Source organism: uncultured Georgenia sp. (assembly GCF_937958535.1).
Classification (GTDB): domain Bacteria; phylum Actinomycetota; class Actinomycetes; order Actinomycetales; family Actinomycetaceae; genus Oceanitalea.
In genome coordinates, this window is record NZ_CALGNQ010000141.1 from 1 (window position 1) to 25887 (window position 25887).

At 74.2% G+C, this 25887-nt stretch carries 26 protein-coding genes; 18 read left to right on the forward strand and 8 right to left on the reverse strand.

The window, feature by feature from the left end:
* Positions 1-521, forward strand: a 521-nt coding sequence (locus Q0195_RS07790; protein ID WP_299276732.1) for a phosphotransferase, incomplete at its 5' end; no start/stop codon positions are given.
* A gap of 7 nt (positions 522-528) precedes the next feature.
* Here the strand turns inward: Q0195_RS07790 and Q0195_RS07795 are convergent.
* The 3 genes from Q0195_RS07795 to Q0195_RS07805 all read right to left on the reverse strand — a co-directional run bounded on the left by Q0195_RS07795 (position 529) and on the right by Q0195_RS07805 (position 3003).
* Complete coding sequence (locus tag Q0195_RS07795; RefSeq protein WP_299276735.1) at positions 529-1500, reverse strand: zinc metalloprotease HtpX; 972 nt, start codon at positions 1498-1500, stop codon at positions 529-531.
* Between the two features lie 66 nt (positions 1501-1566).
* On the reverse strand, positions 1567-2142 hold the full coding sequence (locus Q0195_RS07800; protein ID WP_299276738.1) for a putative glycolipid-binding domain-containing protein: 576 nt from the start codon (positions 2140-2142) through the stop codon (positions 1567-1569).
* A 6-nt stretch (positions 2143-2148) separates the two neighbouring features.
* Positions 2149-3003, reverse strand: coding sequence for a universal stress protein (locus tag Q0195_RS07805; protein ID WP_299276740.1), 855 nt, complete (start codon positions 3001-3003; stop codon positions 2149-2151).
* Between the two features lie 105 nt (positions 3004-3108).
* On the opposite strand from Q0195_RS07805, the gene Q0195_RS07810 reads away from it, so the two are divergent.
* The 3 genes from Q0195_RS07810 to cynS all read left to right on the forward strand — a co-directional run bounded on the left by Q0195_RS07810 (position 3109) and on the right by cynS (position 4565).
* On the forward strand, positions 3109-3318 hold the full coding sequence (locus Q0195_RS07810; RefSeq protein WP_299276743.1) for a dodecin: 210 nt from the start codon (positions 3109-3111) through the stop codon (positions 3316-3318).
* 1 nt (position 3319) lies between these two features.
* Positions 3320-4036 (forward strand): GPP34 family phosphoprotein, encoded by a 717-nt coding sequence (locus Q0195_RS07815; RefSeq protein WP_299276746.1) that lies wholly within the window; start codon positions 3320-3322, stop codon positions 4034-4036.
* A gap of 85 nt (positions 4037-4121) precedes the next feature.
* Positions 4122-4565 carry a cyanase gene (gene cynS, locus Q0195_RS07820; protein ID WP_299276748.1) on the forward strand — a complete coding sequence of 148 codons (444 nt, stop codon included), beginning with the start codon at positions 4122-4124 and terminating at the stop codon, positions 4563-4565.
* 30 nt (positions 4566-4595) lie between these two features.
* Here cynS and Q0195_RS07825 read toward each other — a convergent pair whose 3' ends face one another.
* Together Q0195_RS07825 and Q0195_RS07830 are read right to left on the reverse strand one after the other, a co-directional pair.
* Positions 4596-4961, reverse strand: a complete 366-nt coding sequence (locus tag Q0195_RS07825; protein ID WP_299276751.1) for a hypothetical protein — start codon at positions 4959-4961, stop codon at positions 4596-4598.
* A gap of 62 nt (positions 4962-5023) precedes the next feature.
* The gene (locus Q0195_RS07830; RefSeq protein WP_299276754.1) at positions 5024-6121 is read right to left on the reverse strand and encodes a YafY family protein; all 1098 of its coding nucleotides are present in this window, start codon (positions 6119-6121) and stop codon (positions 5024-5026) included.
* Between the two features lie 91 nt (positions 6122-6212).
* Between Q0195_RS07830 and Q0195_RS07835 the strand changes: the two genes are divergently transcribed.
* The 8 genes from Q0195_RS07835 (at position 6213) to Q0195_RS07870 (ending at position 14303) form a co-directional block, all read left to right on the forward strand.
* Positions 6213-7004, forward strand: coding sequence for an alpha/beta hydrolase (locus Q0195_RS07835; protein ID WP_299276757.1), 792 nt, complete (start codon positions 6213-6215; stop codon positions 7002-7004).
* 166 nt (positions 7005-7170) lie between these two features.
* Positions 7171-8688, forward strand: a complete 1518-nt coding sequence (locus Q0195_RS07840; RefSeq protein WP_299276760.1) for a M1 family metallopeptidase — start codon at positions 7171-7173, stop codon at positions 8686-8688.
* Positions 8689-8959: 271 nt separating this feature from the next.
* Positions 8960-10828 carry a molecular chaperone DnaK gene (dnaK, locus tag Q0195_RS07845; RefSeq protein ID WP_299276763.1) on the forward strand — a complete coding sequence of 623 codons (1869 nt, stop codon included), beginning with the start codon at positions 8960-8962 and terminating at the stop codon, positions 10826-10828.
* Positions 10825-11466, forward strand: a complete 642-nt coding sequence (gene grpE, locus Q0195_RS07850) for a nucleotide exchange factor GrpE (protein ID WP_299276766.1) — start codon at positions 10825-10827, stop codon at positions 11464-11466. Before dnaK ends, grpE begins: the two co-directional genes overlap by 4 nt.
* Positions 11467-11563: 97 nt before the next feature.
* A complete protein-coding gene (locus Q0195_RS07855) occupies positions 11564-12529 on the forward strand; it encodes a DnaJ C-terminal domain-containing protein (protein ID WP_299276769.1) in 966 nt (321 codons plus the stop codon).
* A 16-nt stretch (positions 12530-12545) separates the two neighbouring features.
* On the forward strand, positions 12546-12956 hold the full coding sequence (locus tag Q0195_RS07860; protein ID WP_299276771.1) for a MerR family transcriptional regulator: 411 nt from the start codon (positions 12546-12548) through the stop codon (positions 12954-12956).
* Positions 12957-12971: 15 nt separating this feature from the next.
* Positions 12972-13424: a hypothetical protein gene (locus Q0195_RS07865; protein ID WP_299276773.1), complete on the forward strand. Its 453-nt coding sequence runs from the start codon at positions 12972-12974 to the stop codon at positions 13422-13424.
* 66 nt (positions 13425-13490) lie between these two features.
* On the forward strand, positions 13491-14303 hold the full coding sequence (locus tag Q0195_RS07870; protein WP_299276776.1) for a hypothetical protein: 813 nt from the start codon (positions 13491-13493) through the stop codon (positions 14301-14303).
* Between the two features lie 27 nt (positions 14304-14330).
* Here the strand turns inward: Q0195_RS07870 and Q0195_RS07875 are convergent, their stop codons facing one another.
* Positions 14331-16418 carry a prolyl oligopeptidase family serine peptidase gene (locus tag Q0195_RS07875; RefSeq protein ID WP_299276779.1) on the reverse strand — a complete coding sequence of 696 codons (2088 nt, stop codon included), beginning with the start codon at positions 16416-16418 and terminating at the stop codon, positions 14331-14333.
* A gap of 237 nt (positions 16419-16655) precedes the next feature.
* Between Q0195_RS07875 and Q0195_RS07880 the strand changes: the two genes are divergently transcribed.
* On the forward strand, positions 16656-17828 hold the full coding sequence (locus Q0195_RS07880) for an acyl-CoA dehydrogenase family protein (RefSeq protein WP_299276782.1): 1173 nt from the start codon (positions 16656-16658) through the stop codon (positions 17826-17828).
* On the opposite strand, the gene Q0195_RS07885 is transcribed toward Q0195_RS07880, so the two are convergent.
* The gene (locus Q0195_RS07885; RefSeq protein ID WP_299276785.1) at positions 17817-18416 is read right to left on the reverse strand and encodes a TetR/AcrR family transcriptional regulator; all 600 of its coding nucleotides are present in this window, start codon (positions 18414-18416) and stop codon (positions 17817-17819) included. The two genes, Q0195_RS07880 and Q0195_RS07885, sit on opposite strands and share 12 nt — an antisense overlap.
* A 104-nt stretch (positions 18417-18520) precedes the next feature.
* Here Q0195_RS07885 and Q0195_RS07890 point away from each other — a divergent pair, with 104 nt between their 5' ends.
* The 4 genes from Q0195_RS07890 to Q0195_RS07905 are packed head-to-tail and all read left to right on the forward strand — an operon-like array spanning position 18521 to position 23750.
* Positions 18521-20065 (forward strand): carboxyl transferase domain-containing protein, encoded by a 1545-nt coding sequence (locus tag Q0195_RS07890; RefSeq protein ID WP_299276802.1) that lies wholly within the window; start codon positions 18521-18523, stop codon positions 20063-20065.
* A gap of 5 nt (positions 20066-20070) precedes the next feature.
* Positions 20071-22020, forward strand: a complete 1950-nt coding sequence (locus tag Q0195_RS07895) for a biotin carboxylase N-terminal domain-containing protein (RefSeq protein WP_299276788.1) — start codon at positions 20071-20073, stop codon at positions 22018-22020.
* Positions 22017-22967, forward strand: a complete 951-nt coding sequence (locus tag Q0195_RS07900) for a hydroxymethylglutaryl-CoA lyase (protein WP_299276790.1) — start codon at positions 22017-22019, stop codon at positions 22965-22967. Before Q0195_RS07895 ends, Q0195_RS07900 begins: the two co-directional genes overlap by 4 nt.
* Before the next feature lie 3 nt (positions 22968-22970).
* Positions 22971-23750, forward strand: coding sequence for an enoyl-CoA hydratase-related protein (locus Q0195_RS07905; protein ID WP_299276793.1), 780 nt, complete (start codon positions 22971-22973; stop codon positions 23748-23750).
* Between the two features lie 80 nt (positions 23751-23830).
* Here Q0195_RS07905 and Q0195_RS07910 read toward each other — a convergent pair whose 3' ends face one another.
* Positions 23831-24004 (reverse strand): antitoxin, encoded by a 174-nt coding sequence (locus Q0195_RS07910; protein ID WP_299276796.1) that lies wholly within the window; start codon positions 24002-24004, stop codon positions 23831-23833.
* 265 nt (positions 24005-24269) lie between these two features.
* Here Q0195_RS07910 and Q0195_RS07915 point away from each other — a divergent pair, with 265 nt between their 5' ends.
* A complete protein-coding gene (locus Q0195_RS07915; RefSeq protein ID WP_299276799.1) occupies positions 24270-25721 on the forward strand; it encodes an amidase in 1452 nt (483 codons plus the stop codon).
* The last annotated feature ends 166 nt before the right edge of the window (positions 25722-25887 follow it).

Genomic DNA, 25887 nt, shown 5'->3' on the forward strand with positions numbered 1-25887 from the left:
TCCTGCGGGCCGTCCACGTCGCCGCCCCACCCCACGCCCCGGCCAACCCCGTGCGCGGCGTGCCGCTGCGGGACCGCGACGCCACCGTCCGGCAGCGGCTGGCCGGCGGCACCGTCCCCCGGGCGGAGGAGGCGGCGGCGCTGTGGGCGGACCTGGTGGCGACCCCGCCGTGGGCCGGCCCGCCGACCTGGCTCCACGGCGACCTCCACCCCCACAACCTCGTCGTGTCGCAGGACGGCGTGCTGGCGGCGGTCGTCGACTTCGGCGACCTCACCGCCGGCGACCCCGCCACCGACCTGGCCACCGCGTGGCTGACGTTCGACGCCGCCGGCCGCGCCCGTTTCCGCGCGGCGCTCGCCGGACGCTACGACGACGCGACGTGGCGGCGCGCCCGTGGATGGGCGCTGAGCATGGCCACGGCGATGGTGACGATGTCCGACGACGAGCCGGTCGTCCGCGCCATCGGCCACCATGCCCTGGCCGAGGTCCTCGCCGCGGACGACCCGCCCGACCACGGCTGAGCGCCCCTCACCACCGGATCCACGGCGGCCGCAGCCGGGGCGGGCCCGGGACGTGCGGGTAGCCGGTGGGCGGCTGGGGGGTGTCGCCGCCCAGCCGGGTGCGCCGGGGGTCCGGCGCGAGGGCCCGCAGCCGACGGGTGCGCTCGGCGGTCGGGGGGTGGCTGCGGAGCAGCGCCGGGTCCGGACCGCGGCGGTGCGGCACCATGAGCCGCTCCCAGATCCCGCCGGCGGACCGTTCCAGCGCCTCGAGCGCCGAGGCGAGTCCCTCCGGGTCGCCGGTCAGGGCGGCGCCCGCGAGGTCGGCGTCGTACTCGCGCGACCGGGAGAGCCCGAGCTGCAGGAGCGTCGTCACGAGCGGCAGGACGACGAGCGCGGCGCCGGCGAGCAGCGGCCGGAGGTCGCCGGAGAGCGTGAGGGGCAGGGTCAGGGGGACGAGCCACATCCCGAGGTAGGCGAGGGCGTGCGTCATCCGCGCGATGGCGTCGGAGACGTGCATGATCCGGGTGTCCCCGGCCCGGACGTGGGCGATCTCGTGGGCGAGCACGCCGACGAGCTGGCGGCCGGTGAGGCGCCGCAGGATGCCGTCGGTGACGCCCAGGGCGGCGTCGTCCCCGCTGCCGGTGGCGAAGGCGTTGGTCAGCGAGCTGGGCACGTAGTAGAGACGCGGTGGGCGACGCAGGCCCGCCCGCCGGGCGAGCTCGGCGACCGCGCGGTGCAGCCCCGGCGCGGCGTGGGCCGGCAGCGGGTGGGCGCCGTACATCCGCAGCACCCAGGCGGTCGGCACCCGCGGGCGGACGAGCGCGAGCACGATCCCCGTGACGACGACCGTCAGGAGGCCCGTGCGCCCGAAGAAGAGCGTGGCGATGACGGCGAAGACGAGGACCATGCCGCCGAGGAGCGCGACCCCCTGGAGTGCGTTGCGCAGGCGCTGCCGACGCCGGACCCGGGGGTCGATCGTCGGTCGCGCGTCCCAGCCCATGTCCCCATGGTGGCCCACGGGCCGGGCCCCGAGCCGGGCCGTCGGACCCGTGACGGACGGCGTCGCTCAGCGGTGGCGGCTGGCCAGCCCCGGGTAGGTGAGCACCAACCCGGTGTCGTCGTAGGTGAGGCGGTACCGCGCCTCGAGGTCGGGTGCCGTGTACTCGTAGTGGTGGGCGTGGGCGGTGGTGGGCTCACGGCGGTAGGTCTGCACCAGCCGTTCGACGCGGAGGTCGAGCCGGACCCACGCCGCGGGCGCCGCAGCGCGCTCGTCCACCGCGAGCCGGAGGCGGTTCACCGGGAAGGCGTTGGTCATGGCCGAAACCTCGAGGTCGACGTCGGCGCACCCGTCGAGCCAGGGCGCCGGCGCCCCGTCGACCAGCCAGCCCTGCGCGGTGCGTTCGACGGTGACCACCGCCTCTCCGGCCTCGCTGCGGGTGCGCACGCGGGCGCGGCGCGTGGCCCAGGCCGTGTCGAGCTCGATGTCGTAGGACACGGCCCACGCCTCGCGCTCCTCCACCGCGGTCACCGCACCCCTCACCCGCCGGCCGTCCTCCGCACGGCTGAAGAAGGCGACCTCGAAGCCGTCGCGGGCGTCGTGGTGGCGCCAGGCGGCCGCTGCAGGGGGCTCGGTGGCGGACACGGTCCCTCAGCTCGCCGGGCCGACGTGGACGACGGCCACCACGCGGGCCTCGTGGAGCACACCCCGGGCCACCGAGCCGAGCCGTACGCCGGTGAGACCCGAGCGCCCGCGGCTGCCGACGACGACGAGGCTCGCGTCGGCGCTCTCGGCGGTGAGCGCGTCGACGGGGTGCTGGGAGACCTCGCGGACGTCCACCGGGACGTCGGGGTGACGCGCGGACCACGTGTCGACCAGCTCGGCCAGGGCGGCCGCCTGCTGCTCCGCCGCCGCGGTGAGGGCAGGCTCCACCCGCGGGTCGACCCGGCCACGGTGGGCGCGGGCGTGGACCAGCCGCACCGGCACGTCCCGCCGGTCGGCCTGCGCGAAGGCGAACTCCAGGGTGCGCTCGTCGGTGTCGAGCGGGTCGACGCCGACGACGACCGGGCCGTCGATGGCCGGGGTCTCCCGCACGACGACCACGACGCCGTGCGCGTACGCGGCCACCTTTTGGGACACCGAGCCGAGCAGCCGGCCCGCGATCCGGCCCAGGCCGCGGGCACCGACCACGACGGCCGCGGCCCGGTGCGAGGCGAGGACGAGGGCCACGGCCGGGTCCTCGACCACGGTCTCGGTCGTGACGGTGAGGTCCGGGTGGCGCGCGAGGGCACGGCCGCGGGCGTGGGCGGTGATGGTCGCGCCGAGCTCCTCGACGTCGACGGCGAGCGTGAGACCCAGCCGCTCCGGCACAACGGGGACGCAGTACAGCACGTGCAGCCCCACCCCGGTGGCCGCGGCCTCCTCGGCAGCCCAGTGCAACGCGCGGCGGTCCTTGTCCGAGCCGTCGACCCCGACGACGACGGCGCCGGCCGGTTGCTGGCCCATCTCGACCTCCTCGTCAAGGTCGAGAATGGCACCCCGGCCGGTGCCGGACAAGGGTGTCCCGCCGTCGGGTCGCGGGGAGGTGTGGCCTGCATCACGATGGGTCCCATGACCAGCAACGTGTACCGAGTCACCGAGATCGTCGGCACCTCCACGCAGAGTGTCGACGAGGCAGTCCGCAACGGGGTCGAGCGAGCCGCCAAGACCCTCCACAACCTCGACTGGTTCGAGGTCACGGAGATCAGGGGCCACATCGAGGAGGGCCGGATCCAGCACGTCCAGGTGGGCCTGAAGATCGGGTTCCGCCTCGACGACTGACATGCCGCGGGGGCCGGAGGGGCACGGCAGCGTGCTCGTCGCCGAGGACCTCCTGCTGTGCCTGACCGACGACCGGACCGGCCGGCTCGTCGTGTCCGGCTCCACCGTCGACGTCGGGCTCGGCGGGGCACTGCTCGTCGAGCTCGCGCTGCGCGGGCGGGTGGCCGTCGCTGCGGCGGGGGAGCGCATCCGTCGGGGGCACCTGGTGGTGCGCGACCCCACGCCCACCGCGGACCCGGTGCTGGACGACGCCCTGGCGGCCGTGCGGGCCAAGGAGGGGCGCAAACCCCAGCACGTGGTCGGCGGGCTGGGCAAGGGGCGCCGGGCGCAACTCTACGAGCGGCTGGCCGCCGCCGGGGCGGTCCGACGGGAGGAGCGGCGGGTGCTCGGCCTGTTCCCCGGGCGACGCTGGCCGGCCGCGGACGTCGACCGGGCGCGCGGCCTGCGGGACCGGCTCGCCGTGGCGCTGCAGCGCGGGGCGACCGACGACGCGCGCGTCGCGGCGCTCGTCTCACTCCTCGCCGCGCTCGACGCGCTGCACCGGGTCGTCGTGCCCGCCCAGGTGGGTCTCACCCGGCGCGAGCTCCAGGAGCGCGCCAAGCAGATCGCGGCCGGCGAGTGGGCGGGCAAGGCCGTGCGCGACGCCATCGCCGGGATGAACGCCGCCGTGACCGCCGCCATCACCGTCACCATCGCCACCGGCGCGGGCGGCTCCTGACCGGGCACACCCGACCCGGGTCGGCCGGCGGCGCCTGCCAGACTGGCTGGGAGACCTGTCCACTACCAGGAGAGGAGACCCATCCATGGTGAGCAAGCAGGAGGCGGCCGAGATCGTCCGCGCCGCGCAGTTCCGGTCCGGCCGGTCGTGGACCGAGATCGCCGAGGCGATCGGGCGCCCGCCGGTGTGGACCGTGGCGGCGCTGCTCGGCCAGCACCCGGTGCCGGCCGAGGAGGCCGCCAAGGTCGGGCAGCTGCTCGAGCTCGACGACGACGTCGTCCAGGCGCTGCAGATGCAGCCCTACCGCGGGTCGGGACGGCAGGAGGTGCCGACCGACCCGACGGTCTACCGGCTGTACGAGGCCCTCGACGTCTACGGTGCGGCGATCAAGGAGCTCATCCACGAGGAGTTCGGTGACGGCATCATGAGCGCGATCAACTTCAAGGTGGACGTGCAGCGCCGGCCCGACCCCTCGGGGGACCGGGTGGTCATCACCTTCGACGGCAAGTTCCTCGACTACGCCTGGTGAGATCGCCGGTGCCGGGCCGGTGACGGCGGCTCACAGCGCGTCGTCACCGGCCGCGCCCGGCTCCAGCGGCGGTCGGCCGCGACGGTAGAAGACCCAGGTGAGCACCCACAGGACCAGCCCGATGCCGATGAGGCCGCCGGCGATCTGGTACTCGATCGGGTCCTGCGCCCACGGCCCCACGAGGAAGGCGCAGGTGAGCGCGCCGACGTACGGCAGCACCCGCGGGGCGTGGAAGTGCTCCCGGTCGGCCGGGCGCCGGCGCCCGCCGGCCTCGCCGGCGACGGCGCCGGTCAGGGCGTACACACCCGTGCCGAGGATGTCCCCGACGACGAAGAGCAGGAGGAGCCGGGGGCCGATCGCCCGCTTGAGCTCCGGCGCTGACACCGACGTGCTCATCCCGCGTCCCCCCTCGCCCCCGCGTGACGCGCGTCCTGACGGACGGCCCGTTGGGGGAAGGGTCACCCCCGCCCTCGGGCCGCGCAACCGGAGCTTGCGGAGTCTGCCTCGTCGACGCCCGGATCGGGCGCGCGGTGCGCGGCCTGGGGGTCACCGCTCGCTGGTCGACGGCCGCGTGGACGAGCCGTCGTGCCGGTGGCCGCACCACGCGCCGCGCTCGCTCGGAGGCGGTCGGACAGCGCGCGGACCTCGTCGCGCAGGGCGTCCGGCGTGACCACCTCGAAGTCCCAACCGAGCCCGGCGAGCATGCGGACCATGCCGTCGAGGCGCTCGGCGCGCGTCTCGAGGAGCACGCCGTCGTCGTGCTCGCTCAGCCGTCCCGCGCTCAGGGGCAGGCGCTCGCGCGCTTCCGCCAGGGTGGTGCGGAGCACGACGGAGACCTCGTGCGTCCACCCGACTGCCGCGATGCCGGACACGACCTGTGTGGTGGCGTCGAAGTCGGTGGGCACGGTGTACGAGCGGTCGCGCTGGTCGACGGACGTAATGCGGTCCAGGCGGAAGGTCCGCACGTCGTCACGGCCGTGGTCGTGCCCGGTGACGTACCACCGGCCGGAGTGGAAGACCAGGCCGTAGACGTCGAGCTCGCGCCGGGACCGCCGCCCGTCCCAGGAGGTGTACCCGATCGCGACGGTGTGCCGGGCGTGTGCGGCCGAGGCGAGCGCGAGCAGGGTCTCGGCGCCGGCGGGTGTGCCGGTGCGCGCCGAACTGGTGAACTCCGCGGTCGACAGCAGACTGTCGAGCCGCCGGCGCAGCGCCTGCGGCAGCACGCGTGACACCTTGGCCAGCGCGCTCTCCGTCGCGGCCTGGGCGGTGGTGGTGAGCCCCGCGTGTTCCGCCGCCTTGAGGCCGAGGACGACGGCGAGGGCCTCGTCGTCGGTGAGCATGAGGGGCGGCAGCTTGTAACCCGGTGCGATCCGGTAGCCGCCGTACCTGCCCCGCTGCGCCTGGACCGGGATGCCGAGGTCGGCGAGGTGCTCGGCGTAACGCCGGACGGTGCGCTCGTCGACCCCGAGCCGGGCGGCCAGCTCACCGACGGTGCGCTGCCCGCCCGTCTGGAGCAGCTCCAGCATGGCGAGCACGCGAGCGGTCGGGCGGGTCATGGCTGGCCCTCCTCCTCGCTCGTGGAAGAACCGGGACGCAGGCCGGTAAACCGGGCGGGTTCTGTCCGCAATCGAGTCTAACGTCGTCCCCATGACCACCACCACGTACGTCCTCGTCCCCGGTTTCTGGCTCGGCGCCTGGGTCTGGCGCCCGGTCGCAGACGCACTGGAGGAGCGCGGCCACGCCGTCCACGCCGTCGACCTCACGGGCATGGGCGAACGCGCCCACCTCGCCACCCCCGAGACCGATCTGACGACCCACATCGACGACGTCGTCCACCTGCTCGAGGAACAGGACCTGCGCGACGTCGTCCTCGTGGGGCACAGCTACGGCGCCCTGGTGACCACCGGTGCGGCGGACCGCGTGCCCGAGCGAGTCGCGCACCTGGTCTACATCGACTCCGGGCCGCTGCCGACCGGCACGGCCCAGGCCGACTTCGAAGGGCCCGAGGCACGTGCGGCCGAGGAGGAGCTGGTCCGGACGCACGGCGGGGGCTGGCAGCTGCCGGCGCCGCCGTGGGCGGTCCTCGCTGCGGAGGTGCCCGGGGTCGACCACACCGCGGTCGCCGCGCTGGTCGAAGGTTCCCGTCCGCAGCCGTGGCGCACGGCCACCCAGCCGGTCGCGCTGACGGGCGCCTGGGAGCGGCTGCCACGCACGGGTGTGCTGAGCAGCTTCAGCCTCGAGCAGCTGCAGCAGATGGCCCCGCACGCACCGGTCTTCGCGCACATGGCCGACGGCGACTGGACCTACGTCGAGCTCCCGACGTGGCACTGGCCCATGGTCAGCCGGCCCACCGACCTTGCCACGGTGCTGGCGTCGGTCCGGGTCGGGCGCCTGGACCACACGTCACCCTCCTCTGCCGGTCCCCGGCACGGGCGGTGACCGGCGGCCTCACCCGGGATGCCCGATCGCCGTCGAGGGTCGCCGAGGGAACCCGCAAGGAGCGTCTGTGCTGCTCGGACCGACCCCTTCCGGTAGGAGCCGCCAGGCCGTAGGTTGGCGGGAGCGACCCGCCGCCACGACGGCCCGGGGTTCCCAGGAGGTCCCCATGGACACCTCACGCGCAGGTCTCAAGGGGATGGTGGCCGGCCTCGTGGCCGCCGTCCTTCTCGTGCCGACGGCGGCGCTCGCCGGCGAGGGCGGGCCTCGGTTCACCCCGGGCGACGACGGTGCGGGCGACGACTACTTCCCGTATGCGGGCAACGGTGGCTACGACGTGCAGCACTACGACCTGGACCTCACCTACCGGCCCCCGCCCGTCACGACCCCGCCGACACCCGAGGACGACCTGCGGGGCCGGATCGACGCGGTGGCGACGATCGACCTCGTGGCCACCCAGGACATCGACGCCTTCAGCCTCGACCTGCGTGGCCTGGACGTCGAGTCGGTCACCGTCGACGGCAAGCCCCTGCGGGAGCGGGCCGACCGGGGCAAGCAGGGCAGCACCGGCGGCCCGGTGTGGTGGCAGGAGCAGGACGAGCAGGCCCGCCGGTGGGAGCTCGTCCTGCAACCGCGGCCCAAGCTCAAGGCCGGTGACCGGGTCGAGGTGGTCGTGACCTACGGCGGGCAGACCACGCGCCCCCGGGACGTCGAGGGCACGCTCTACGGCTGGGTCACCACCCGCGACGGGGCCATGGTGGCCGGCGAGCCGGACGGCGCGATGACGTGGTACCCGGTGAGCGACCACCCCACCGACAAGGCGAGCTACAGCGTCGCGATCACCGTGCCCGAGGGTCTGACCGCCGTCGCCAACGGGCTGCCCGTGGGCCCGCCGACGACGGCGGAGGGCTGGACCACGTGGCGGTGGGACGCCCCGGACCAGCAGGCGAGCTATCTCACGACCGTGACGATCGGCAACGTCGACGGCCTCCCGGTCGACTACTCCTCGAGCGGGGTGCCGATCCTCAGCTTCGTCGACCAGGACCTGACCCCGGCCGACCGCGCGACCACCCTGGCGAGCCTGGCCCGGCAGGGGGAGATGCTCGACTTCTTCGAGAGCCGCTACGGGCCCTACCCCTTCGAGTCCTTCGGCGCCGTCGTCGACGACGACGACATCGGCTATGCCCTGGAGACCCAGACCCGGGCCCTGTACTCGACCGTCGCCGACGAGAGCACAGTGGCCCACGAGACCTCCCACATGTGGCTCGGCAACGCCGTCAGCCCCCAGCGGTGGCAGGACATCTGGCTCAACGAGGGGTGGGCCACCTACTCCACCTGGCTGTGGAACGAGCACCGCGGCATCCGCACGGCGCAGGCCGCCTTCGACGCCTGGTACGCCCCTGCCCGCACCCCCGCGTACTGGTCGCTACCCATCGGCGACCCGGGGCCGCTCAACCTCTTCGCCACGCAGGTGTACAACCGCGGGGCCGGCGCCCTGCACGCGCTGCGCGTCAAGATCGGCGACGAGGCGTTCTTCACGGCAACCCGGGAGTGGGTGGCCCGATACGACGACTCCACCGCCACGACCGAGGACTTCGTCACGCTCTACGAGGAGGTCTCCGGCCAGCGCCTCGAGGAGTTCTTCGACATCTGGCTCTTCCGCCCGGAGAAGCCCGTCGGCTGGTGACCCGCTCCGTCCGGGCCGCGAACGACCACGATCATCGGGGACCTGCGTCCCGGACGCCCTGCTCGCGCCCGCGTCGGGGTGCGGCCCTCGGCTGGGCTCCCGTCACGACGGCGTGTCACCCGGCGGGGAATAATCCGCCGCCCGCAGGGTTGAGCCTAGTAGACTCAAGTCTGGCTCCCCCGATTTGGACATGACGCCGTCACGGCGCAGACTTGAGCGCGGACGACTCAAGGGTCGGGCTGCCGACCCGCGTTAGGACAGGAGAGAGCACATGGCACGAGCGGTCGGAATCGACCTGGGTACCACCAACTCCGTGGTGGCCGTCCTCGAGGGTGGCGAGCCCACCGTCATCGCCAACGCCGAGGGCGCGCGCACGACCCCGTCGGTCGTCGCCTTCAGCAAGTCCGGTGAGGTCCTCGTCGGTGAGGTCGCCAAGCGGCAGGCCGTCACCAACGTCGACCGGACCATCACGTCGGTCAAGCGCCACATGGGCACGGACTGGAAGAAGCAGATCGACGACAAGACCTACACCGCGCAGGAGATCTCCGCGCGGGTGCTCGGCAAGCTCAAGCGCGACGCCGAGGAGTACCTGGGTGAGCCGGTCACCGACGCCGTCATCACCGTGCCCGCCTACTTCAACGACGCCGAGCGGCAGGCGACGAAGGACGCCGGCCAGATCGCCGGCCTCAACGTCCTGCGCATCATCAACGAGCCCACCGCCGCTGCGCTCGCCTACGGCCTGGAGCGCGGCAAGGAGGACGAGCTCATCCTCGTCTTCGACCTCGGTGGCGGCACGTTCGACGTCTCCCTGCTCGAGATCGGCAAGGACGACGACGACTTCTCCACCATCCAGGTGCGGGCCACCAACGGTGACAACCGTCTGGGCGGTGACGACTGGGACCAGCGCATCGTCGACTGGCTCGTCACCCAGGTGAAGAACAAGGACGGCATCGACCTGTCGAAGGACAAGATCGCCCTCCAGCGGCTGCGTGAGGCGGCCGAGCAGGCCAAGAAGGAGCTGTCCTCGACGCTCACCACGAACATCTCGCTCCAGTACCTGTCGATGAGCGAGAACGGCCCGATCCACCTGGACGAGAAGCTCACCCGCGCCCAGTTCGAGGAGATGACCAAGGACCTCCTCGACCGGACCAAGGGCCCCTTCCAGGCGGTCATGAGCGACGCCGGGATCAGCGTCTCGGACATCGACCACGTCGTCCTCGTCGGCGGCTCCACCCGGATGCCGGCGGTCACCGAGCTCGTCAAGCAGCTCACCGGCGGCAAGGAGCCCAACAAGGGTGTCAACCCGGACGAGGTCGTCGCCGTCGGCGCCGCGCTGCAGGCCGGTGTCATCCAGGGTGACCGCAAGGACGTCCTGCTCATCGACGTCACGCCCCTCTCGCTCGGTATCGAGACCAAGGGCGGCGTGATGACCAAGCTCATCGAGCGCAACACCGCGATCCCGACCAAGCGCTCGGAGGTGTTCTCCACCGCGGAGGACAACCAGCCCAGCGTGCTCATCCAGGTCTTCCAGGGCGAACGCGAGTTCGCCCGCGACAACAAGCCGCTGGGCACCTTCGAGCTCACCGGCATCGCCCCCGCCCCGCGCGGTGTGCCGCAGATCGAGGTCACCTTCGACATCGACGCCAACGGCATCGTCCACGTCTCCGCCAAGGACCGTGGCACGGGCAAGGAGCAGTCGATGACGATCACCGGTGGGTCCGCCCTCCCCAAGGAGGAGATCGACCGGATGGTCAAGGAGGCCGAGGCGCACGCCGAGGAGGACCGCAAGCGGCGCGAGGAGGCCGAGACCCGCAACAGCGCCGAGCAGCTCGTCTACTCCACCGAGAAGCTGCTCAGCGAGAACGCGGACAAGCTCCCCGAGTCGGTCTCCGGCGAGGTGCGCACCGCCGTTGACGACCTGAAGAAGGCGCTCGAGGGCGAGGGCAACATCGAGGAGGTCAAGGCCAAGCAGCAGGCCCTCCTCACCGCCTCCCAGAAGATCGGCGAGGCCCTCTACTCCACCCAGGACCAGGGTGGTGCGCAGGGTGGCGCCGCCGGCGACGGGGCGACCGGTGCCTCGACCTCCTCGGACGAGGACGTCGTCGACGCCGAGATCGTGGATGAGGACGAGACCAAGTGACCACTGACAACACCACCCCCGAGGACCGGGCCCAGGCCCCGCCCGAGGGCGAGCAGGAGAAGCCGGTGGTCCGGGACAAGCGACGCATCGACCCCGAGACGGGCAAGGTGCGTGAGCCGGCCGACGCGCCGCCCGAGGGTGCGCAGACGCCGGACGAGGCGGGTGACCAGCCCGCGTCCGACGGCGCCCTGGCCGACGCCAAGGCCGAGATCGCCCAGCTCAGCGAGCAGCTCGCCCGCCGCAACGCCGACCTGTACAACCTCCAGCAGGAGTACAACGGGTACGTGCGGCGCTCCAAGGCGGCGGCCGGCGAGCAGCGGGCCCAGGGCCAGGCCGACGTCGTCGAGGCGCTGCTCGGCATCCTCGACGAGATCGAGCTCGCCCGGCAGCACGGCGACCTCACCGGCCCGGTGGGCGCCATCGCCGAGAAGCTCGAGACGACGCTGGCCCAGCGGTTCGGTGTCGAGCGGTACGGCGCGGAGGGCGAGGAGTTCGACCCCGAGCTCCACGACGCCCTCATGAGCACACCGGACCCGGAGGCGACGTCGACGACGATCGCCCAGGTCATGCAGCCCGGCTACCGGATGGGTGAGAAGGTGCTCAGGGCCGCCCGCGTGGCGGCGACCAGCCCCGAGTGACGACAGCCCAGCGCCGGCCGCACCGCGAGGTGCGGCCGGCGCCGCAGGACGAGACCCGCGACAGAGAGCGCGACAGAGAGGATGGAGGTGAGGCGCGGTGACCGGGCAGGACTGGCTCGAGAAGGACTTCTACAAGATCCTCGGCGTCTCCAAGGACGCCGACGACGCCACGATCAAGAAGGCGTACCGCAAGCTCGCGCGTGACCTCCACCCCGACCGCAACCCTGGCGACGCCGCAGCCGAGAGCCGGTTCAAGGACGTCGGGGAGGCGTACGCGGTGCTCTCCGACCCCGAGCAGCGCAAGCAGTACGACGCGATCCGGGCGATGGCCGGCGGCGGGGCCCGCTTCTCCGCGGGTAGCAGCGGGGCGGGGGCCGGCGGCTTCGAGGACCTGTTCAACGGGATGTTCGGCGGCGGGGCGCGCACGCGCTTCTCCACGGGTGGGGGCGGCGGCTTCGAGGACATCCTCCAGGACATGTTCACCGGTGGCGGGGGCTTCACCTCGCGGCGACCCCAGCGCGGCGCGGACGTCGCGGCCACCGCCACGCTGCCCTTCCGCAGCGCGGTCGAGGGCGCCACGGTCCAGCTGACCACCAACGGGCGCTCGATGAACGTCAAGATCCCCGCCGGGGTCAACGACGGGCAGAAGATCCGGCTGCGCGGCAAGGGCCAGCCCGGCCGCGGCGGCGGGGAGCCCGGCGACATGATCGTCACCGTCAACGTCGAGCCACACCCCGTCTTCACCATGGAGGGGCGCAACCTGCGCATCACCGTGCCGGTGACCTTCGCCGAGGCCGCCCTGGGCGCGACCATCGACGTGCCGACCCTGTCCGGGGAGACCGTGCGCGTCAGGGTGCCGGCGGGGACGCCGTCGGGACGCACGCTGCGGGTCAAGGGCAAGGGGGTGGCGACCCCCAAGGGCACCGGCGACCTCCTCGTCACCGTCCAGGTGGCGGTGCCGACCCACCTGCCGCCCGACGCCAGGAAGGCGGTCGAGGCGTTCGCCAAGGCCACCGAGGGGGAGGACCCGCGCGCGGACCTCAAGGCCCGCGCCCTGCGCTGAGAGGGAGGTGAGGAGGATGTCGGGACAGCTCGATGACGACGCACCGATCTACGTCATCTCCGTCGCCGCCCAGCTCGCCGGGATGCACCCGCAGACCCTGCGCCAGTACGACCGCCTGGGCATCGTCAGCCCGCAGCGGGCCCGGGGCCGGGGGCGCCGGTACTCGCGCCGGGACGTCGAGTCGCTGCGTGAGGTGCAGCGGCTCTCGCAGGACGAGGGCATCAACCTCGCCGGGATCCGCCGGATCATCGAGCTCGAGCGCGAGCTGGACCGGGCACGGGCGGAGCTCGAGCGGCTGCGTGCCATCACCACCGCCCGCGTCTTCGCCGCCGACCGGTCCGGTGAGGTGAGCGAGCTGCCGCCGGGCCGCCGCCCCCGCCGGACCGGCGGGGCACTGGTGATCTGGCGCCCGCAGCACCGTCCCTGAGGCAGACTGCCCGGTATGACCGGGTCGTTCGACGTGCTCCGCGAGCTGCACGCCACGGGCGTGCGGTACGGGCGTCCCCCCGAGCCCGTGCCCGAGGCGGACCCCTGGGAGGAGCCCGACCCCTACGACCACCACCGGTCGGTCATGGTGGTCTTCCCGGGCTATCCGCGGGTGCGGGTCACCGTGCACGACGACGGTGAGGACGCCGTCGAGCTGGACTCCGGCGTCGCCTTCGACGTGCCCCGCCGGCACACCGCCGCCGTCGTCGAGGCGATCCTCTCCGGCCGGGGCTGCTACATCCGCGAGACCACCGGCTGGCGGGCGTGGCTCGCCCCGTTCCTCTTCTCCGACGAGCTCATCGTCGAGCTGCCCGACGCCACCTACAGCCAGTACGTGCCCTGGCGCCCGGACGAGCTCAGCGCGTGGGTCACCGGCCTGCCCCGGCGCAGGCCTCAGGAACGGCGCTGACCCTCCGACCTGGCATCCTGGTATCTGCGCGCACCGCGCAGCAGGAGCCGGACAAGGAGCCCCACGATGACGACCGACGGCGCGAACCCCTCGGACGAACCCCGCTACGGACGCCGCCTGCCCGAGGGCGAGCGGCCCGCGGACTCGTCGTCGGAGCAGCCGCCCTACGGCGCGCAGGGCCCGTACCAGCAGCCCGGTGCGCAGCCGCCCGGGCAGTACGGCGCTCCGGCCGGGTACGGCCAGGGCGGCTACGGCGGGCAGGGCGGCTACGGGCAGCAGCCGTACGGGGCGCCCGCCCAGTACGGGCCGCAGGGCGGCTACGGATACGGGACGACCCCGAGCGGCCCACCGCCGAAGCGCACCGGCCCGGTCGTCATGATCGTCGTCTCAGCGATCCTCATGATCGCCGCCCCGATCGTCGGCGTCGTCGCCGGGGTCGCCAACGCGGTCGACTCGGTGGACGGGCTCCGCGACAGCGTCACCATCACCAACGGGGGCACCGTCGACCTCCCGGCGAACACCGAGCGCGCCGTCTACTTCAACCGCTCCGTCTCCGCCGGCGCCGTCGACTGCGAGGTCACCGACCCCGCCGGCCGGTCGGTCCCCACCAGCCCCGCGACCCTCGGCTTCGACGACACCGCGATGGGAGCGACCTTCCGCACCGGCGACGCCGGGACCTACACCGTCGAGTGCGACCTGCCGTCCGACGTCTCCTCCACCCTGACGGTCGCGCCGCCGATCGTCGCCTCGGACGTGGTGGGTGCCGGCGTCGCCGTGCTCGTCGGCCTGGGCGTCGGCTTCCTGGCGTTCGTCACGCTCGTCATCGGCATCATCTGGCTCGTCCGGGTCAACAAGCGCATCCGCACCGGCCGGTACTGAGCCTGCCGGCCGGCCCCGGTCTGCCCGTCAGGACGAGCCGAGCCGCTGCCAGAGGAACTCGTAGGCCAGCGCGCTCATGAACGCGGCCTGGGCGTTCGTCGCGGCCCCGCCGTGGCCGCCCTCGATGTTCTCGTAGTACGTCACGTCCTTCCCGGCCTCGGACATCAGCGCCATCATCTTGCGCGCGTGCCCGGGGTGGACGCGGTCGTCCCGGGTGGAGGTCGTGAACAGCACCGGGGGCGTCTGGGCGTCCGGGTCGAAGCGGTGGTAGGGGGAGAACGTCTGGATGAACTCCCACTGCTCCGGGTCGTCGGGGTCGCCGTACTCCGCCGTCCACGACGCCCCGGCGAGCAGCCGGTTGTAGCGCCGCATGTCGAGCAGCGGGACCTGGCACACGATCGCCCCGAACAGCTCGGGGTAGCCGGTGATCATGTTCCCCATGAGCAGGCCGCCGTTGGAGCCGCCCTGGGCGCCGAGGTGCGCCGGGTCGGTGACGCCACGGGCGATGAGGTCACGGGCCACTGCGGCGAAGTCCTCATAGGCGCGGTGGCGGTTCTCCTTCAGCGCCGCCTGGTGCCAGCGCGGCCCGTACTCCCCGCCGCCGCGGATGTTGGCGACGACGTACACCCCGCCGCGTGCCAGCCAGGCACGGCCCACCGCCCCCGAGTACGCGGGCAGGCGGGGGATCTCGAAACCGCCGTACCCGGACAGCAGGGTGGGCAGCGGCCGCACCTCCTCGTTCTCGGCCGACGGGACGGGGCCGACCTGGAAGTACGGCACCCGGGTGCCGTCCTGCGACGTCGCGAAGTGCTGCTCCACGTGCAGCCCCGCGGTGTCGAAGAACTCCGGCATCGACTTCAGCGGCTCGAGCTCGACGACGTCGCCCGCCTCGTCCAGCTCCAGCCGGGCGAGCGTCGTCGGGGTGAGGAAGCCGGAGACGGTGAGCCACAGCTCGTCGGACTCGTCGCGGTCGATCGCGTCGACCGCGACCGTCGCCAGCCGCGGCGCGTGCCACCCGGTGCCGGCCGTCGACAGGTCGAGCGGGCGTCGCCGCCACTGCCCCTGGCCGCTGGGAGGGGTGTGGACCTCGAGGCGGTTGGTGACGTCGTCCAGGACGTTGAGCACGAGGTGGTGACGCGTCCACGTGGCCCCGACCAGCGCCGTCGTCCCCGTCGGGGTGTAGAGCACCGCGAAGTCGCGTGAGCCGGCGCGGAAGTCGGCGAAGCGGATGGCGAGCAGCGAGCCGCCCGGGTAGGTGCGGCCCGCGACCGCCCAGTCGTCGCGCAGCTCGACGGTGAGCCACTCGCGGTGGAGGTCCGGCTCCGCCGAGCGCGGCACGTCGATGCGGGTCAGCTCGCCGTCCTCCAGCAGGTAGACGTCGGAGTCGTAGAAGGCCCGTGCCCGCCACACCAGGTCACGCTCGAAGCCGGGCGTGAAGTCGTGCGCCGCACCGACCGACAGGTCGGTGGCCTCCCCGGCGAACACCTCCGGGGCGTCGGCCAGTGCGGTCCCGCGCTCCCAGCGGCGCACCGTGCGCGGGTAGCCCGACGTCGTCATCGAGCCCTCCCCGACGTCCGTGTAGGCGAAGACGACGTCCCCCGAGCTGTCCGCCCAGCGCAGCGCCCCCTTGGACTCCTCGCGGGTGAAGCCGCCCGCGACGAACGTCTTCGTCGTGAGGTCGAACTCGCGGGTGACGTCGGCGTCGGCGCCGCCGCGGGACAGGGCGACGAGCGCGCGGTCGTAGCTCGGGCGCAGCACCTGGGCGCCGTGCCACACCCAGCCCACGCCCTCCTCCTCGGCGAGGGCGTCGACGTCGAGGAGCACCTCCCACTGCGGGTCGTCGGTGCGGTAGGACTCCCACGTGGTGCGTCGCCACACGCCGCGCTCGTGCTCGGAATCGGTCCAGAAGTTGTACAGGTACTCCCCGCGCTGGACGACGGCGGGGATCTTCTCCGTCGAGTCGAGCACCTCGAGGATCTGCTCGCGCATCTCCTCGAAGCGGGTGGTCCCGAGCGCGGCGACGGCCCGCTCGTTGTGTGCGCGGACCCAGTCGAGGGCCTCCTCGCCCTCGACGTCCTCGAGCCAGCGGTGGGGGTCGGTGAGGGAAGTCGTCATGGCCTCATCACATCACGCGCTCCGCCGTTCCCCCGCGGACGACCGGGAGGGGCCAGGGCCGCCACCCGCGTGCGGCGCGACTGCGTCGAGCGGTGGCCCCGCTCCACGCTGCCGGCGGGCCCCACCCCGTGGCCTGTGCTCTTGACCGGGCCGGAGCGCGCTCCGTACGCTCGGGGCGTTATCAATCGCTAACCGGCGGGCGGGCGAGGGTGCCGCCGCCGTCAGGAGGCGCGAGCGATGTTCGAGCTGTCCGACGAGCACGAGGAGTTCCGTGCGGCCGTGCGCGAGTTCGCCGAGGCGGAGGTCGCGCCGCACTGCGCGACCTGGGACGAGGAGCACCGGTTCCCGGTCGAGCTCGTCCCGAAGATGGGCGAGCTCGGGCTCTTCGGGCTCACCGCGCCGGAGGAGCTCGGCGGCCAGGGCGGCGACTTCCTCTCACTGTGCGTCGCCATCGAGGAGCTGGGCCGGGTGGACCAGGCGGTCGGCATCACCCTGTCCGCCGGGGTGGGGCTGGGGATCACCCCGATCCTCGCCTTCGGCACCCCCGAGCAGCGCGAGCGGTGGTTGCCCGACCTCGTCGCCGGGCGTGCGCTGGCCGCCTTCGGGCTCACCGAGCCGGACGCCGGCTCCGACGTCCGGGCCACCCGGACCCGCGCCCGACGGGAGGCGGAGGAGTGGGTGATCGACGGCGCGAAGAGCTTCATCACCAATTCCGGCACCCCGATCACCTCGGTCATCACCGTCACCGCCCGCACCGGCGAGGGGCCGGACGGCGACCCCGAGATCAGCGCCCTCCTCGTCCCGGCCGGCGCCCCGGGGCTCACCGTCGACCCGCCGTACCGCAAGCTCGGCTGGCGCGCCTCGGACACCCACGGCCTGACGTTCGGCAGCTGCCGGGTCCCGGCCACCAACCTCCTCGGCGAGCAGGGCGCCGGGCTGCGTCAGTTCCTCCAGATCCTCGACGGCGGACGGGTCGCCATCGCCGCCCTCGCCCTCGGGCTCGCCCGCGCCTGCCTCGACCTCGCCACCGACTACGCCCGCGGCCGCACCGCCTTCGGCCGCCCCATCGGGGCGCACCAGGCGGTGGCGTTCCAGCTCGCCGACCTCGCCGTCGCCGTCGCGGCCGCCCGGGCACTCACCTACCGGGCGGCCTGGCTCAAGGACGAGCACGACGCCGGCCGCCGTCCCGCCGCCGAGGTGCGGCAGGCCGCCGCGATCGCCAAGCTGCACAGCAGCGAGGCCGCCGTCGCGGCCGCCCGCACCGCCACCCAGGTGCTCGGCGGCAACGGGTTCATGGAGGAGTACCCCGCCGCCCGGTTCTACCGCGACGCCAAGATCCTCGAGATCGGCGAGGGCACCTCCGAGGTCCAGCGGATGGTCATCGCCCGCGGCCTCGGCCTACCCCGCTGAGCCGCCGACCCCCAGGAGCGCGGCGAGTGCCATCCGCCGCAGCAGCCCGGCCATCGCCGCGCGGTCGAGCCGGGCGCTGTGCGGGGTGGAGTTGATCAGCCCGAAGACGGCGTGTGCGGCCGACCGCGCCGTCGCCTCGTCGGTGCCGGGGACGGCGTCACGGACGGCGCCGACCCAGATCTCGACGTACTCGCGCTGCAGCCGGCGCACGCGGCGCTGCTCCTGCGGCCCGAGGCTGTCGAGGTCGCGGAACTGCACCGTGATGAGCGCGGGGTGGTCCAGCGCGAAGTCCACATGCCAGTCGACCAGCGCCCGCAGCGTCTCCTGGCCGGGCGCCGTGCCGGCCACGCGCTCGCGCGCGCCGTCGCGCAGGCGCCGGCTGATGTCGACGAGCATCTGCGCCAGCACCGCCTCCTTGCTGGCGAAGTGCCGGTACAGCGCCGGCCCGGAGATGCCCACGGCCCCGCCGATGTCGTAGATCGACACCCCGCGGAAGCCACGCCGGGCGAACAGCTCGGCGGCGGCGTCGAGGATCTGGCGGCGGCGTGACCCGGCGGGCGCGGTCTCCCGAGCGGCAGCTGAGCGCATGCCGACATGGTAGACGCCCGTGTTATCGAGTGCTAACGTCGGCCCGGTCAGCACCACCGGCGCGGGAGGGTGTCGTGGCAGGTGGGAACGGTCCACCGCCGAGCCTGGCGGAGCTCGCCGCAGAGCTGCGGGAGCGTACGGCCAGGGTGCGGGAGGGGGGTTCCGCGCAGGCACGGGAGCGGCACGTCGCGCGGGGGAAGCTCCTGGTGCGCGAGCGGGTGGACCGGCTGGTGGACCCGGGGTCGCCGTTCCTGGAGCTCTCGCCGTTGGCGGCGTGGGGCATGTACGGGGACGAGGTGCCGGCGGCGGGGGTCGTGACCGGGATCGGCCGGGTGGCGGGCCGGGAGTGCGTCGTGGTCGCCAACGACGCCACCGTCAAGGGGGGCACCTACTACCCGGTGACGGTGAGAAAGCACCTGCGGGCCCAGCAGGTGGCGTGGGAGAACCGGCTGCCGTGCCTGTACCTCGTGGACTCCGGCGGGGCCTACCTGCCGATGCAGGACGAGGTGTTCCCCGACCGGGAGCACTTCGGGCGCATCTTCTACAACCAGGCGCGCCTCTCGGCGGCAGGGGTGCCACAGCTCGCGGCGGTCATGGGCTCGTGCACCGCGGGGGGAGCCTACGTGCCGGCGATGTCGGACGAGACGGTGATCGTGCGGGGGCAGGGCACGATCTTCCTCGGAGGCCCGCCGCTGGTGCGGGCGGCCACGGGTGAGGTGGTCTCGGCCGAGGAGCTCGGCGGCGGCGAGGTGCACGCCCGCACCTCCGGGGTGGTGGACCACCTGGCGGAGGACGACGCGCACGCCCTGGAGATCCTGCGCCGGGCCGTGGGCACGGTGGAGGGCGCTCCGGCGCCGGCGCCGGAGCGGGCACCGGTGGAGGAGCCGGTGGAGGACCCGGCCGGGCTGTACGACGTCGTGCCGGGTGACCTGCGCACGGCGTACGACGTGCGGGAGGTGATCCGCCGCGTGGTGGACGGGTCGCGGCTGGAGGAGTTCAAGGCGCTGTACGGCCAGACCCTGGTGTGCGGGTTCGCCCGGATCTGGGGCTACCCGGTGGGGATCGTGGCCAACAACGGGATCCTGTTCAGCGAGTCGGCGCTCAAAGGCGCCCACTTCGTCCAGCTGTGCAACCAGCGCGGCGTGCCGCTGGTCTTCCTGCAGAACATCTCCGGCTTCATGGTGGGGCGGGAGTACGAGAACCGGGGGATCGCCAAGGACGGCGCCAAGCTCGTCACCGCGGTGGCCTGTTCGGTGGTGCCCCGGTTCACGGTGGTCATCGGCGGCTCCTTCGGGGCGGGCAACTACGCCATGTCCGGGCGGGCCTACGACCCGCGGTTCCTGTGGATGTGGCCCAACGCGCGGATCTCGGTGATGGGCGGGGAGCAGGCGGCGGCCGTGCTGGCCACGGTGCGCCGGGAGGGGCTGGAGCGGGCCGGCACGGGGTGGTCGCAGGCGCAGGAGGAGGCGTTCAAGGCCCCGATCCGGGAGCAGTACGAGCGGCAGGGTTCGCCGTACTACTCCACCGCCCGGCTGTGGGACGACGGCGTCATCGACCCGGTCGACACCCGCCGGGTGCTGGGGATGGGGCTGGCGGTCGCCGCCGACGCCCCCGTTCCCGACCCCCGCTACGGGATCTTCCGGATGTGACGGCGATGCCCTTCACCACGCTGCTCGTCGCCAACCGGGGGGAGGTCGCGCTGCGCGTCATCCGGGCGGCGCGTGCGGCGGGGCTGGGCACGGTGGCGGTCTACTCCGACGCCGACCGCACCGCCCCCCACGTACGGGCGGCCGACACCGCCGCCCGCCTCGGCCCGGCACCGGCGGCCGAGTCCTACCTCTCGGTCTCGGCACTGCTCGCCGCCGCGCGGGCCACCGGCGCCGACGCGGTCCACCCCGGCTACGGGTTCCTCGCCGAGAACGCCGACTTCGCCCGCGCCGTCACCGCCGCCGGCCTGGTGTGGGTGGGCCCGCCGCCCGCCGTCGTCGACCTCATGGGACGCAAGGACGAGGCCCGCCGCGTCGCCGCGGCCGCCGACGTGCCGGTGCTGCCGGCCGTCGAGGGCGACGACGACGCCGAGCTGGCCCACCGGGCCGTGGCCGAGGTCGGGCTGCCGGTGCTGGTGAAGGCCGCCGCCGGCGGGGGCGGGAAGGGGATGCGCATCGTGCGCGAGGCGGCCGAGCTGCCCGCCGCCCTGGCCGCCGCCCGCCGGGAGGCCGAGGCGGCGTTCGGCGATGCGACCGTGCTGGTCGAGCGGTACGTCGAGCAGGGGCGCCACGTGGAGGTCCAGGTGCTCGCCGATGCCCACGGCACCGTGCTCCACCTGGGGGAGCGGGACTGCTCGGTCCAGCGTCGGCACCAGAAGGTGGTCGAGGAGGCTCCCGCCCCCACCATCGCCCCCCGGGTGCGGCAGCTGCTCACCGGCGCCGCGGTCCGCCTCGCCCGGCGGGTGTGCTACGTCGGGGCCGGCACCGTGGAGTTCCTCGTCGCCGGCGAGGAGGTCTTCTTCCTGGAGATGAACACCCGCCTGCAGGTCGAGCACCCGGTCACCGAGGCGGTCACCGGCCTGGACCTCGTCGACCTGCAGCTGCGCATCGCCCGCGGCGAGCCACTGGCGCTGACCCAGGAGGAGGTGACCGTGCGCGGCCACGCCATCGAGGCCCGCGTCTACGCCGAGGACCCGGCCCGCGACTTCCTCCCCCAGGCCGGCCGCGCCACCCTCGTCCGGTGGCCGGCCCACGCCCGGGTCGACGCCGCCCTGGAGCCCGGCCAGGAGGTCACCACCTGGTACGACCCCATGCTGGGCAAGGTCATCGTCCACGGCGCCGACCGCGACACCGCCCGCCGCGCCCTGGTCCGGGCACTGGACGACACCGCCGTCGTCGGCCTGACCGCCAACACCGGCTTCCTGCGCCGCCTCGTCGCCTCCGCGGCTTTCCGCGACGCCCAGGTCCACACCTCCTGGCTCGACGCCCGGCCGGGTGCCTTCCCGCCCGACCCGCCGGAGGCGGTGAACGCGGTCGCGACCTGGCTCCTGGCTGGTGCACGGCGCGGGCGCGAGAACCGGACCCACCCGTTCGGCACCGGCGACGGATGGCGGCTGTCCGGCCCACCCGCCCCCGTCCTGCTCGACCTGGACGGCGCCGGCGAGCCGCACCGGGTCGACCTCGCCGAGGGGACCGTGCAGGCCGGGCCGGACCTCCGGAGGGTCCGGCAGCTGGCCCGCGACGGCGACCGGCTGCGGGTGGAGGTCGACGGGCTCGCCCATGACGTCGTCGCCTGCGTCAGCGCCGAGGAGGTGACGCTCGTCCACCGGGGAGAGGGGCACACGGTCCGCCTGAGGCGGCGGACCGGCACCCGGGACGAGGCCGTCCGTGACGGGGAGGTGAGGGCCCCGATGCCCGGGCTGGTCCAGACCCTCCACGCCACCCCGGGCCGTCCGGTGCACAGCGGCGAGGTGCTCGGTGTGCTGGAGGCGATGAAGATGGAGATCGCCGTCCGTGCCCCGTGCGACGGGGTGGTCGCCGCCGTCGGGGCAGCGGCCGGGGAGCACGTGACGCTGGGCCAGATGCTGTTCGTCATCACCGCGGAGGCGGGCACATGACCGATGTACCGGCCTATGGGCAGCACCCGGAGCCCGGGCTGCCCACGCGGGTGGAGATCTACGAGGTCGGACCGCGCGACGGGCTGCAGAACGAGGCCGCGGTGGTGCCCGCCGAGGTCAAGGCCGAGTTCGTCCGGCGGCTGGCTGCGGCCGGGCTGCGCAGCATCGAGACGACGAGCTTCGTCCACCCCCGGTGGGTTCCCCAGCTCGCCGACGCGACCGAGGTGCTGGCCCTGCTGGGGCCGCTGCCCGGGGTGCGGCTGCCGGTCCTGGTGCCCAACGCGCGCGGGCTGGACCGGGCGCTGGCGGCCGGGGTGGGCGAGGTCGCGGTGTTCGCCAGCGCCACCGAGACCTTCGCCCGCAGGAACCTCAACCGCACGGTGGCCGCGTCGCTGGAGATGTTCGCCCCCGTCATCACCCGTGCCCGGCAGGCCGGGCTGGCGGTGCGGGCCTACCTGTCGATGTGCTTCGGCGACCCGTGGGAGGGGGCCGTGCCGGTGGCGCAGGTGGTCGACGTCGCCGTGCGGCTCATGGACCTGGGGGCCGACGAGCTCTGCCTCGGTGACACCATCGGGGTGGCCACCCCCGGCCACGTCACCGCGCTCGTCGAGGCCCTCGGCCGGGCCGGCCTGGGCCCCGACCGGCTCGCGGTGCACTTCCACGACACCTACGGACAGGCCCTGGCCAACACGCTGACCGCGCTGCGCTGCGGCGTCACCACCGTCGACGCCGCCGCCGGCGGGCTGGGCGGCTGCCCCTTCGCCCACAGCGCCACCGGCAACCTCGCCACCGAGGACCTGGTGTGGATGCTGCACGGTCTGGGCATCACCACGGGCGTCGACCTGACCGCTCTGGTGGCCACGAGCCGCTGGATGGCCGAGCGGCTGGGGCGCCCCAGCCCTTCCCGCGTCGTCCAGGCCCTGTCCCCCCAGTCCGCCGAGGAGTGACCGGTGTCCCTCGTGACCGTCGTGCAGCACCCGGGCCACTGGGCCGAGATCCGGCTCGACCGGCCCGAGGCCCACAACGCGATCAGCACGGCCCTGGCCCAGGAGCTCGCCGGCGCCTGCGCCACCCTCGCCACCGACCCCGCGGTCCGCGCCGTCGTCCTGGCCTCCAGCAGCCCGAAGGCGTTCTGCGTGGGGGCCGACCTCAAGGAACGGGTCGGCTTCACCGACGCCCAGCTCATCGACCAGCGCCCCGTCTTCCGCCGCGCCTTCGCCGCGGTGCGCGAGCTGCCGATGCCGAGTGTCGCCGCCGTCCACGGCCACGCCCTCGGCGGCGGGCTGGAGCTGGCGCTGTCCTGCGACCTCGTCGTCGCCGACGAGACCGCCGTCCTCGGCCTGCCCGAGGTTCGCGTCGGCCTGGTCCCTGGCGGCGGCGGCACCCAGCTGCTGCCGCGCCGGATCGGCCCCGCCGCGGCTGCCGACCTCATCTACACCGGCCGCCAGGTCCGCATCGACGAGGCCCACGCCCTCGGGCTGGTCGACCGCCGCGTCCCCGCCGGCCAGGACCGCGCCGTCGCCGCCGAGCTCGCGGCCCAGATCGCCACCAACTCGCCCGTGGGGCTGCGCAACGCCAAGCACGCCCTGCGCGCCGGCCTCGAGGTCCCCCTCGACGCCGCCCTCGACATCGAGGACGCCGCCTGGCGCGCCACCGCCTTCTCCGCCGACCGCCACGAGGGCATCGCCGCGTTCAACGAGAAGCGGCCCCCGGCCTGGCCGGAGGGCTGAGCCGCGGATCGCCGCCCGCAGCACGCACCGGCGGGGTGGGCCACCCGGGAGACCCGGTGCCCACCCCGCCGACGGGCGTGCTACTCGTTGCCGATCTTCTTGTCGGCGGCGTCGCGTGCCTGGTCGAGCTTGTCGCCGTGCTTGCCGCCCGTCTTCTCGTCCGCCATGTCGGAGGCCCGGTCGAGGCCGGCGTCGCTGGCCTGCTCGCCCTTCTCGCCGCCGAGCGCGTCCTTGGCCTTGTCCCCGATACCCATGTCGCTCCTTCCGTCACCGCCGGGTGCGGTTCTCGTCCCTCGACGGTGCGCCTCCTCGGCCGGGCCCGCAACGTGAGGGCGGTCGGGGGTGGACGTCCCGCGCCGCCCCGGCCCGCCGTGCGGTTCGTCCGCGAGCTGCCGCTGCCCGGCGCGCGCCGTCGTGACGACCTCCCGGCCGCCGACCGCATCGGGCTCGGCGGCGCCCCTGCGACCCGGGCCCCACATGCGGCAGGACCGGGCCCGGACGCGCAGATAGCCTCGAGGGATGGCTGACATCCACGAGCTGAGCGCCCTCGACCTGGCCGCCGCGGTGCGGTCCGGTGCGGTGAGTCCCGAGGAGGTCGTCGAGCACACCCTGGAGCGGGCCGAGCGCATCGGCCCCACGGTCGGTGCCTTCGCCCACCTCACCCCCGAGCTGGCCCGCGAGCAGGCGGCCGCGGCGACCCGCCGGCTGGAGCAGGACCGGGAGGACCTGCCGCCCTTCCTCGGCGTCCCCGTGCCGGTCAAGGACCTCACGATGGTCGCCGGTCAGCCCTTCGAGATGGGCAGCGCGGCGTTCCGCGGGAACATCGCCCCGGCCGACGACGGCGTGACCATCCGGCTCCGTGAGGCCGGCACGCTCATGGTCGGCAAGACGACGACGCCGGAGCTCGGGCTCCCGCCGTACACCGAGCCCGACGTCGCACCCCCTGCGCGCAGCCCGTGGGACCCCCGCCGCAGCGCGGGCGGCTCGTCCGGGGGTGCCGCGGCCGCCGTCGCCGCCGGGATCGTCCCCGCCGCGCACGCCAGCGACGGCGGTGGCTCGATCCGTATCCCCGCTGCCGCCTGCGGGCTGGTCGGGCTGAAGTCGACCCGGGGCCGCGTGTCGAAGGGCCCCCTCATGGTCGACGGTGCGGGGCTGACCGTCGACGGTGTCGTCACCCGCACCGTGCGGGACACCGCAGCCTTCCTCGATGTGCTGTCACGCCCGTGGCCCGGGGACCACTACCTGCTGCCCGGGCCGCGCTACTCGTTCCTCGCGGCCTGCGACCACCGTCCGGAGCGGCTGCGGGTCGGGGTGCTCACCCAGCCGATCAACGTCCACGAGGCGCCGGTGCACGAGAGCTCGCTGGCCGCCGTCGACCGGGCGGTGCGACTGCTCGAGGACATGGGCCACGTCGTCACACCCACCCGGGTTCCCTTCACCCCCGAGGAGTGGGACGCCTTCGCGCCGCTGTGGGCCGTCGGGTCCCTCATGGCACCGGTGCCGCCCGAGCGGGAGGAGCTGCTCGTCCCGCTCACCCGCTCGATGCGGGAGCGCGGGCGCCAGTACTCGGGCGTCGAGTACGCCCGCGCCGTCGCCGCGGTCCAGATGCTCGCCCGCAAGGCTGCCGACGTGTGGCGCGACCTCGACGTCGTCCTCACCCCGGCGCTGGCGACCCCGCCGCCCCTCATCGGGCAGATGCGCAACGACGCCGACCCGGCCGCCGACTTCGAGGCGCAGAAGGCGTTCACGCCCTGGACCAGTCCGTGGAACATGCTCGGCGCCCCGGCGATCGCCCTGCCGCTGCACCGCGCGGAGGTCGACGGCGTCACCCTGCCGGTCGGCGTCCAGCTCGGGGCGACCCGCCTGGGGGAGGAGGAGCTGCTCCTCGGCCTCGCCGCGGCGCTGGAGGAGGCCGACCCGTGGCCGACGGCGCCGGTCCAGCCGGCCGTCCCACAGGACCGTCGCGGCTGAGGCGGCGGACGGGCCGCCGTGCGGTGGGCCCGCCGGGTGGCGGTGAGCGGCCGGGTGGCGATGGGCCGCCGGGTGGCGGTGAGCGAGCGGGTGGCGGTGAGCGGCCGGGGGGGGGCGATGGGCCGCCGGGTGGCGGTGAGCGGGCGGGCGGTCGCGGTCCAGGCTC

Bases quoted from the DNA above. Each gene is read 5' to 3' on its own strand.
- Q0195_RS07795 (WP_299276735.1), bottom strand. From the start codon at position 1,500: ATGGGCTGGGACGCGCGACCGACGATCGACCCCCGGGTCCGGCGTCGG.
- Q0195_RS07805 (WP_299276740.1), bottom strand. From the start codon at position 3,003: ATGGGCCAGCAACCGGCCGGCGCCGTCGTCGTCGGGGTCGACGGCTCG.
- Q0195_RS07810 (WP_299276743.1), top strand. From the start codon at position 3,109: ATGACCAGCAACGTGTACCGAGTCACCGAGATCGTCGGCACCTCCACG.
- Q0195_RS07815 (WP_299276746.1), top strand. From the start codon at position 3,320: ATGCCGCGGGGGCCGGAGGGGCACGGCAGCGTGCTCGTCGCCGAGGAC.
- cynS (WP_299276748.1), top strand. From the start codon at position 4,122: ATGGTGAGCAAGCAGGAGGCGGCCGAGATCGTCCGCGCCGCGCAGTTC.
- Q0195_RS07825 (WP_299276751.1), bottom strand. From the start codon at position 4,961: ATGAGCACGTCGGTGTCAGCGCCGGAGCTCAAGCGGGCGATCGGCCCC.
- Q0195_RS07830 (WP_299276754.1), bottom strand. From the start codon at position 6,121: ATGACCCGCCCGACCGCTCGCGTGCTCGCCATGCTGGAGCTGCTCCAG.
- Q0195_RS07835 (WP_299276757.1), top strand. From the start codon at position 6,213: ATGACCACCACCACGTACGTCCTCGTCCCCGGTTTCTGGCTCGGCGCC.
- Q0195_RS07840 (WP_299276760.1), top strand. From the start codon at position 7,171: ATGGACACCTCACGCGCAGGTCTCAAGGGGATGGTGGCCGGCCTCGTG.
- dnaK (WP_299276763.1), top strand. From the start codon at position 8,960: ATGGCACGAGCGGTCGGAATCGACCTGGGTACCACCAACTCCGTGGTG.
- Q0195_RS07860 (WP_299276771.1), top strand. From the start codon at position 12,546: ATGTCGGGACAGCTCGATGACGACGCACCGATCTACGTCATCTCCGTC.
- Q0195_RS07865 (WP_299276773.1), top strand. From the start codon at position 12,972: ATGACCGGGTCGTTCGACGTGCTCCGCGAGCTGCACGCCACGGGCGTG.
- Q0195_RS07870 (WP_299276776.1), top strand. From the start codon at position 13,491: ATGACGACCGACGGCGCGAACCCCTCGGACGAACCCCGCTACGGACGC.
- Q0195_RS07875 (WP_299276779.1), bottom strand. From the start codon at position 16,418: ATGACGACTTCCCTCACCGACCCCCACCGCTGGCTCGAGGACGTCGAG.
- Q0195_RS07880 (WP_299276782.1), top strand. From the start codon at position 16,656: ATGTTCGAGCTGTCCGACGAGCACGAGGAGTTCCGTGCGGCCGTGCGC.
- Q0195_RS07885 (WP_299276785.1), bottom strand. From the start codon at position 18,416: ATGCGCTCAGCTGCCGCTCGGGAGACCGCGCCCGCCGGGTCACGCCGC.
- Q0195_RS07895 (WP_299276788.1), top strand. From the start codon at position 20,071: ATGCCCTTCACCACGCTGCTCGTCGCCAACCGGGGGGAGGTCGCGCTG.
- Q0195_RS07900 (WP_299276790.1), top strand. From the start codon at position 22,017: ATGACCGATGTACCGGCCTATGGGCAGCACCCGGAGCCCGGGCTGCCC.
- Q0195_RS07910 (WP_299276796.1), bottom strand. From the start codon at position 24,004: ATGGGTATCGGGGACAAGGCCAAGGACGCGCTCGGCGGCGAGAAGGGC.
- Q0195_RS07915 (WP_299276799.1), top strand. From the start codon at position 24,270: ATGGCTGACATCCACGAGCTGAGCGCCCTCGACCTGGCCGCCGCGGTG.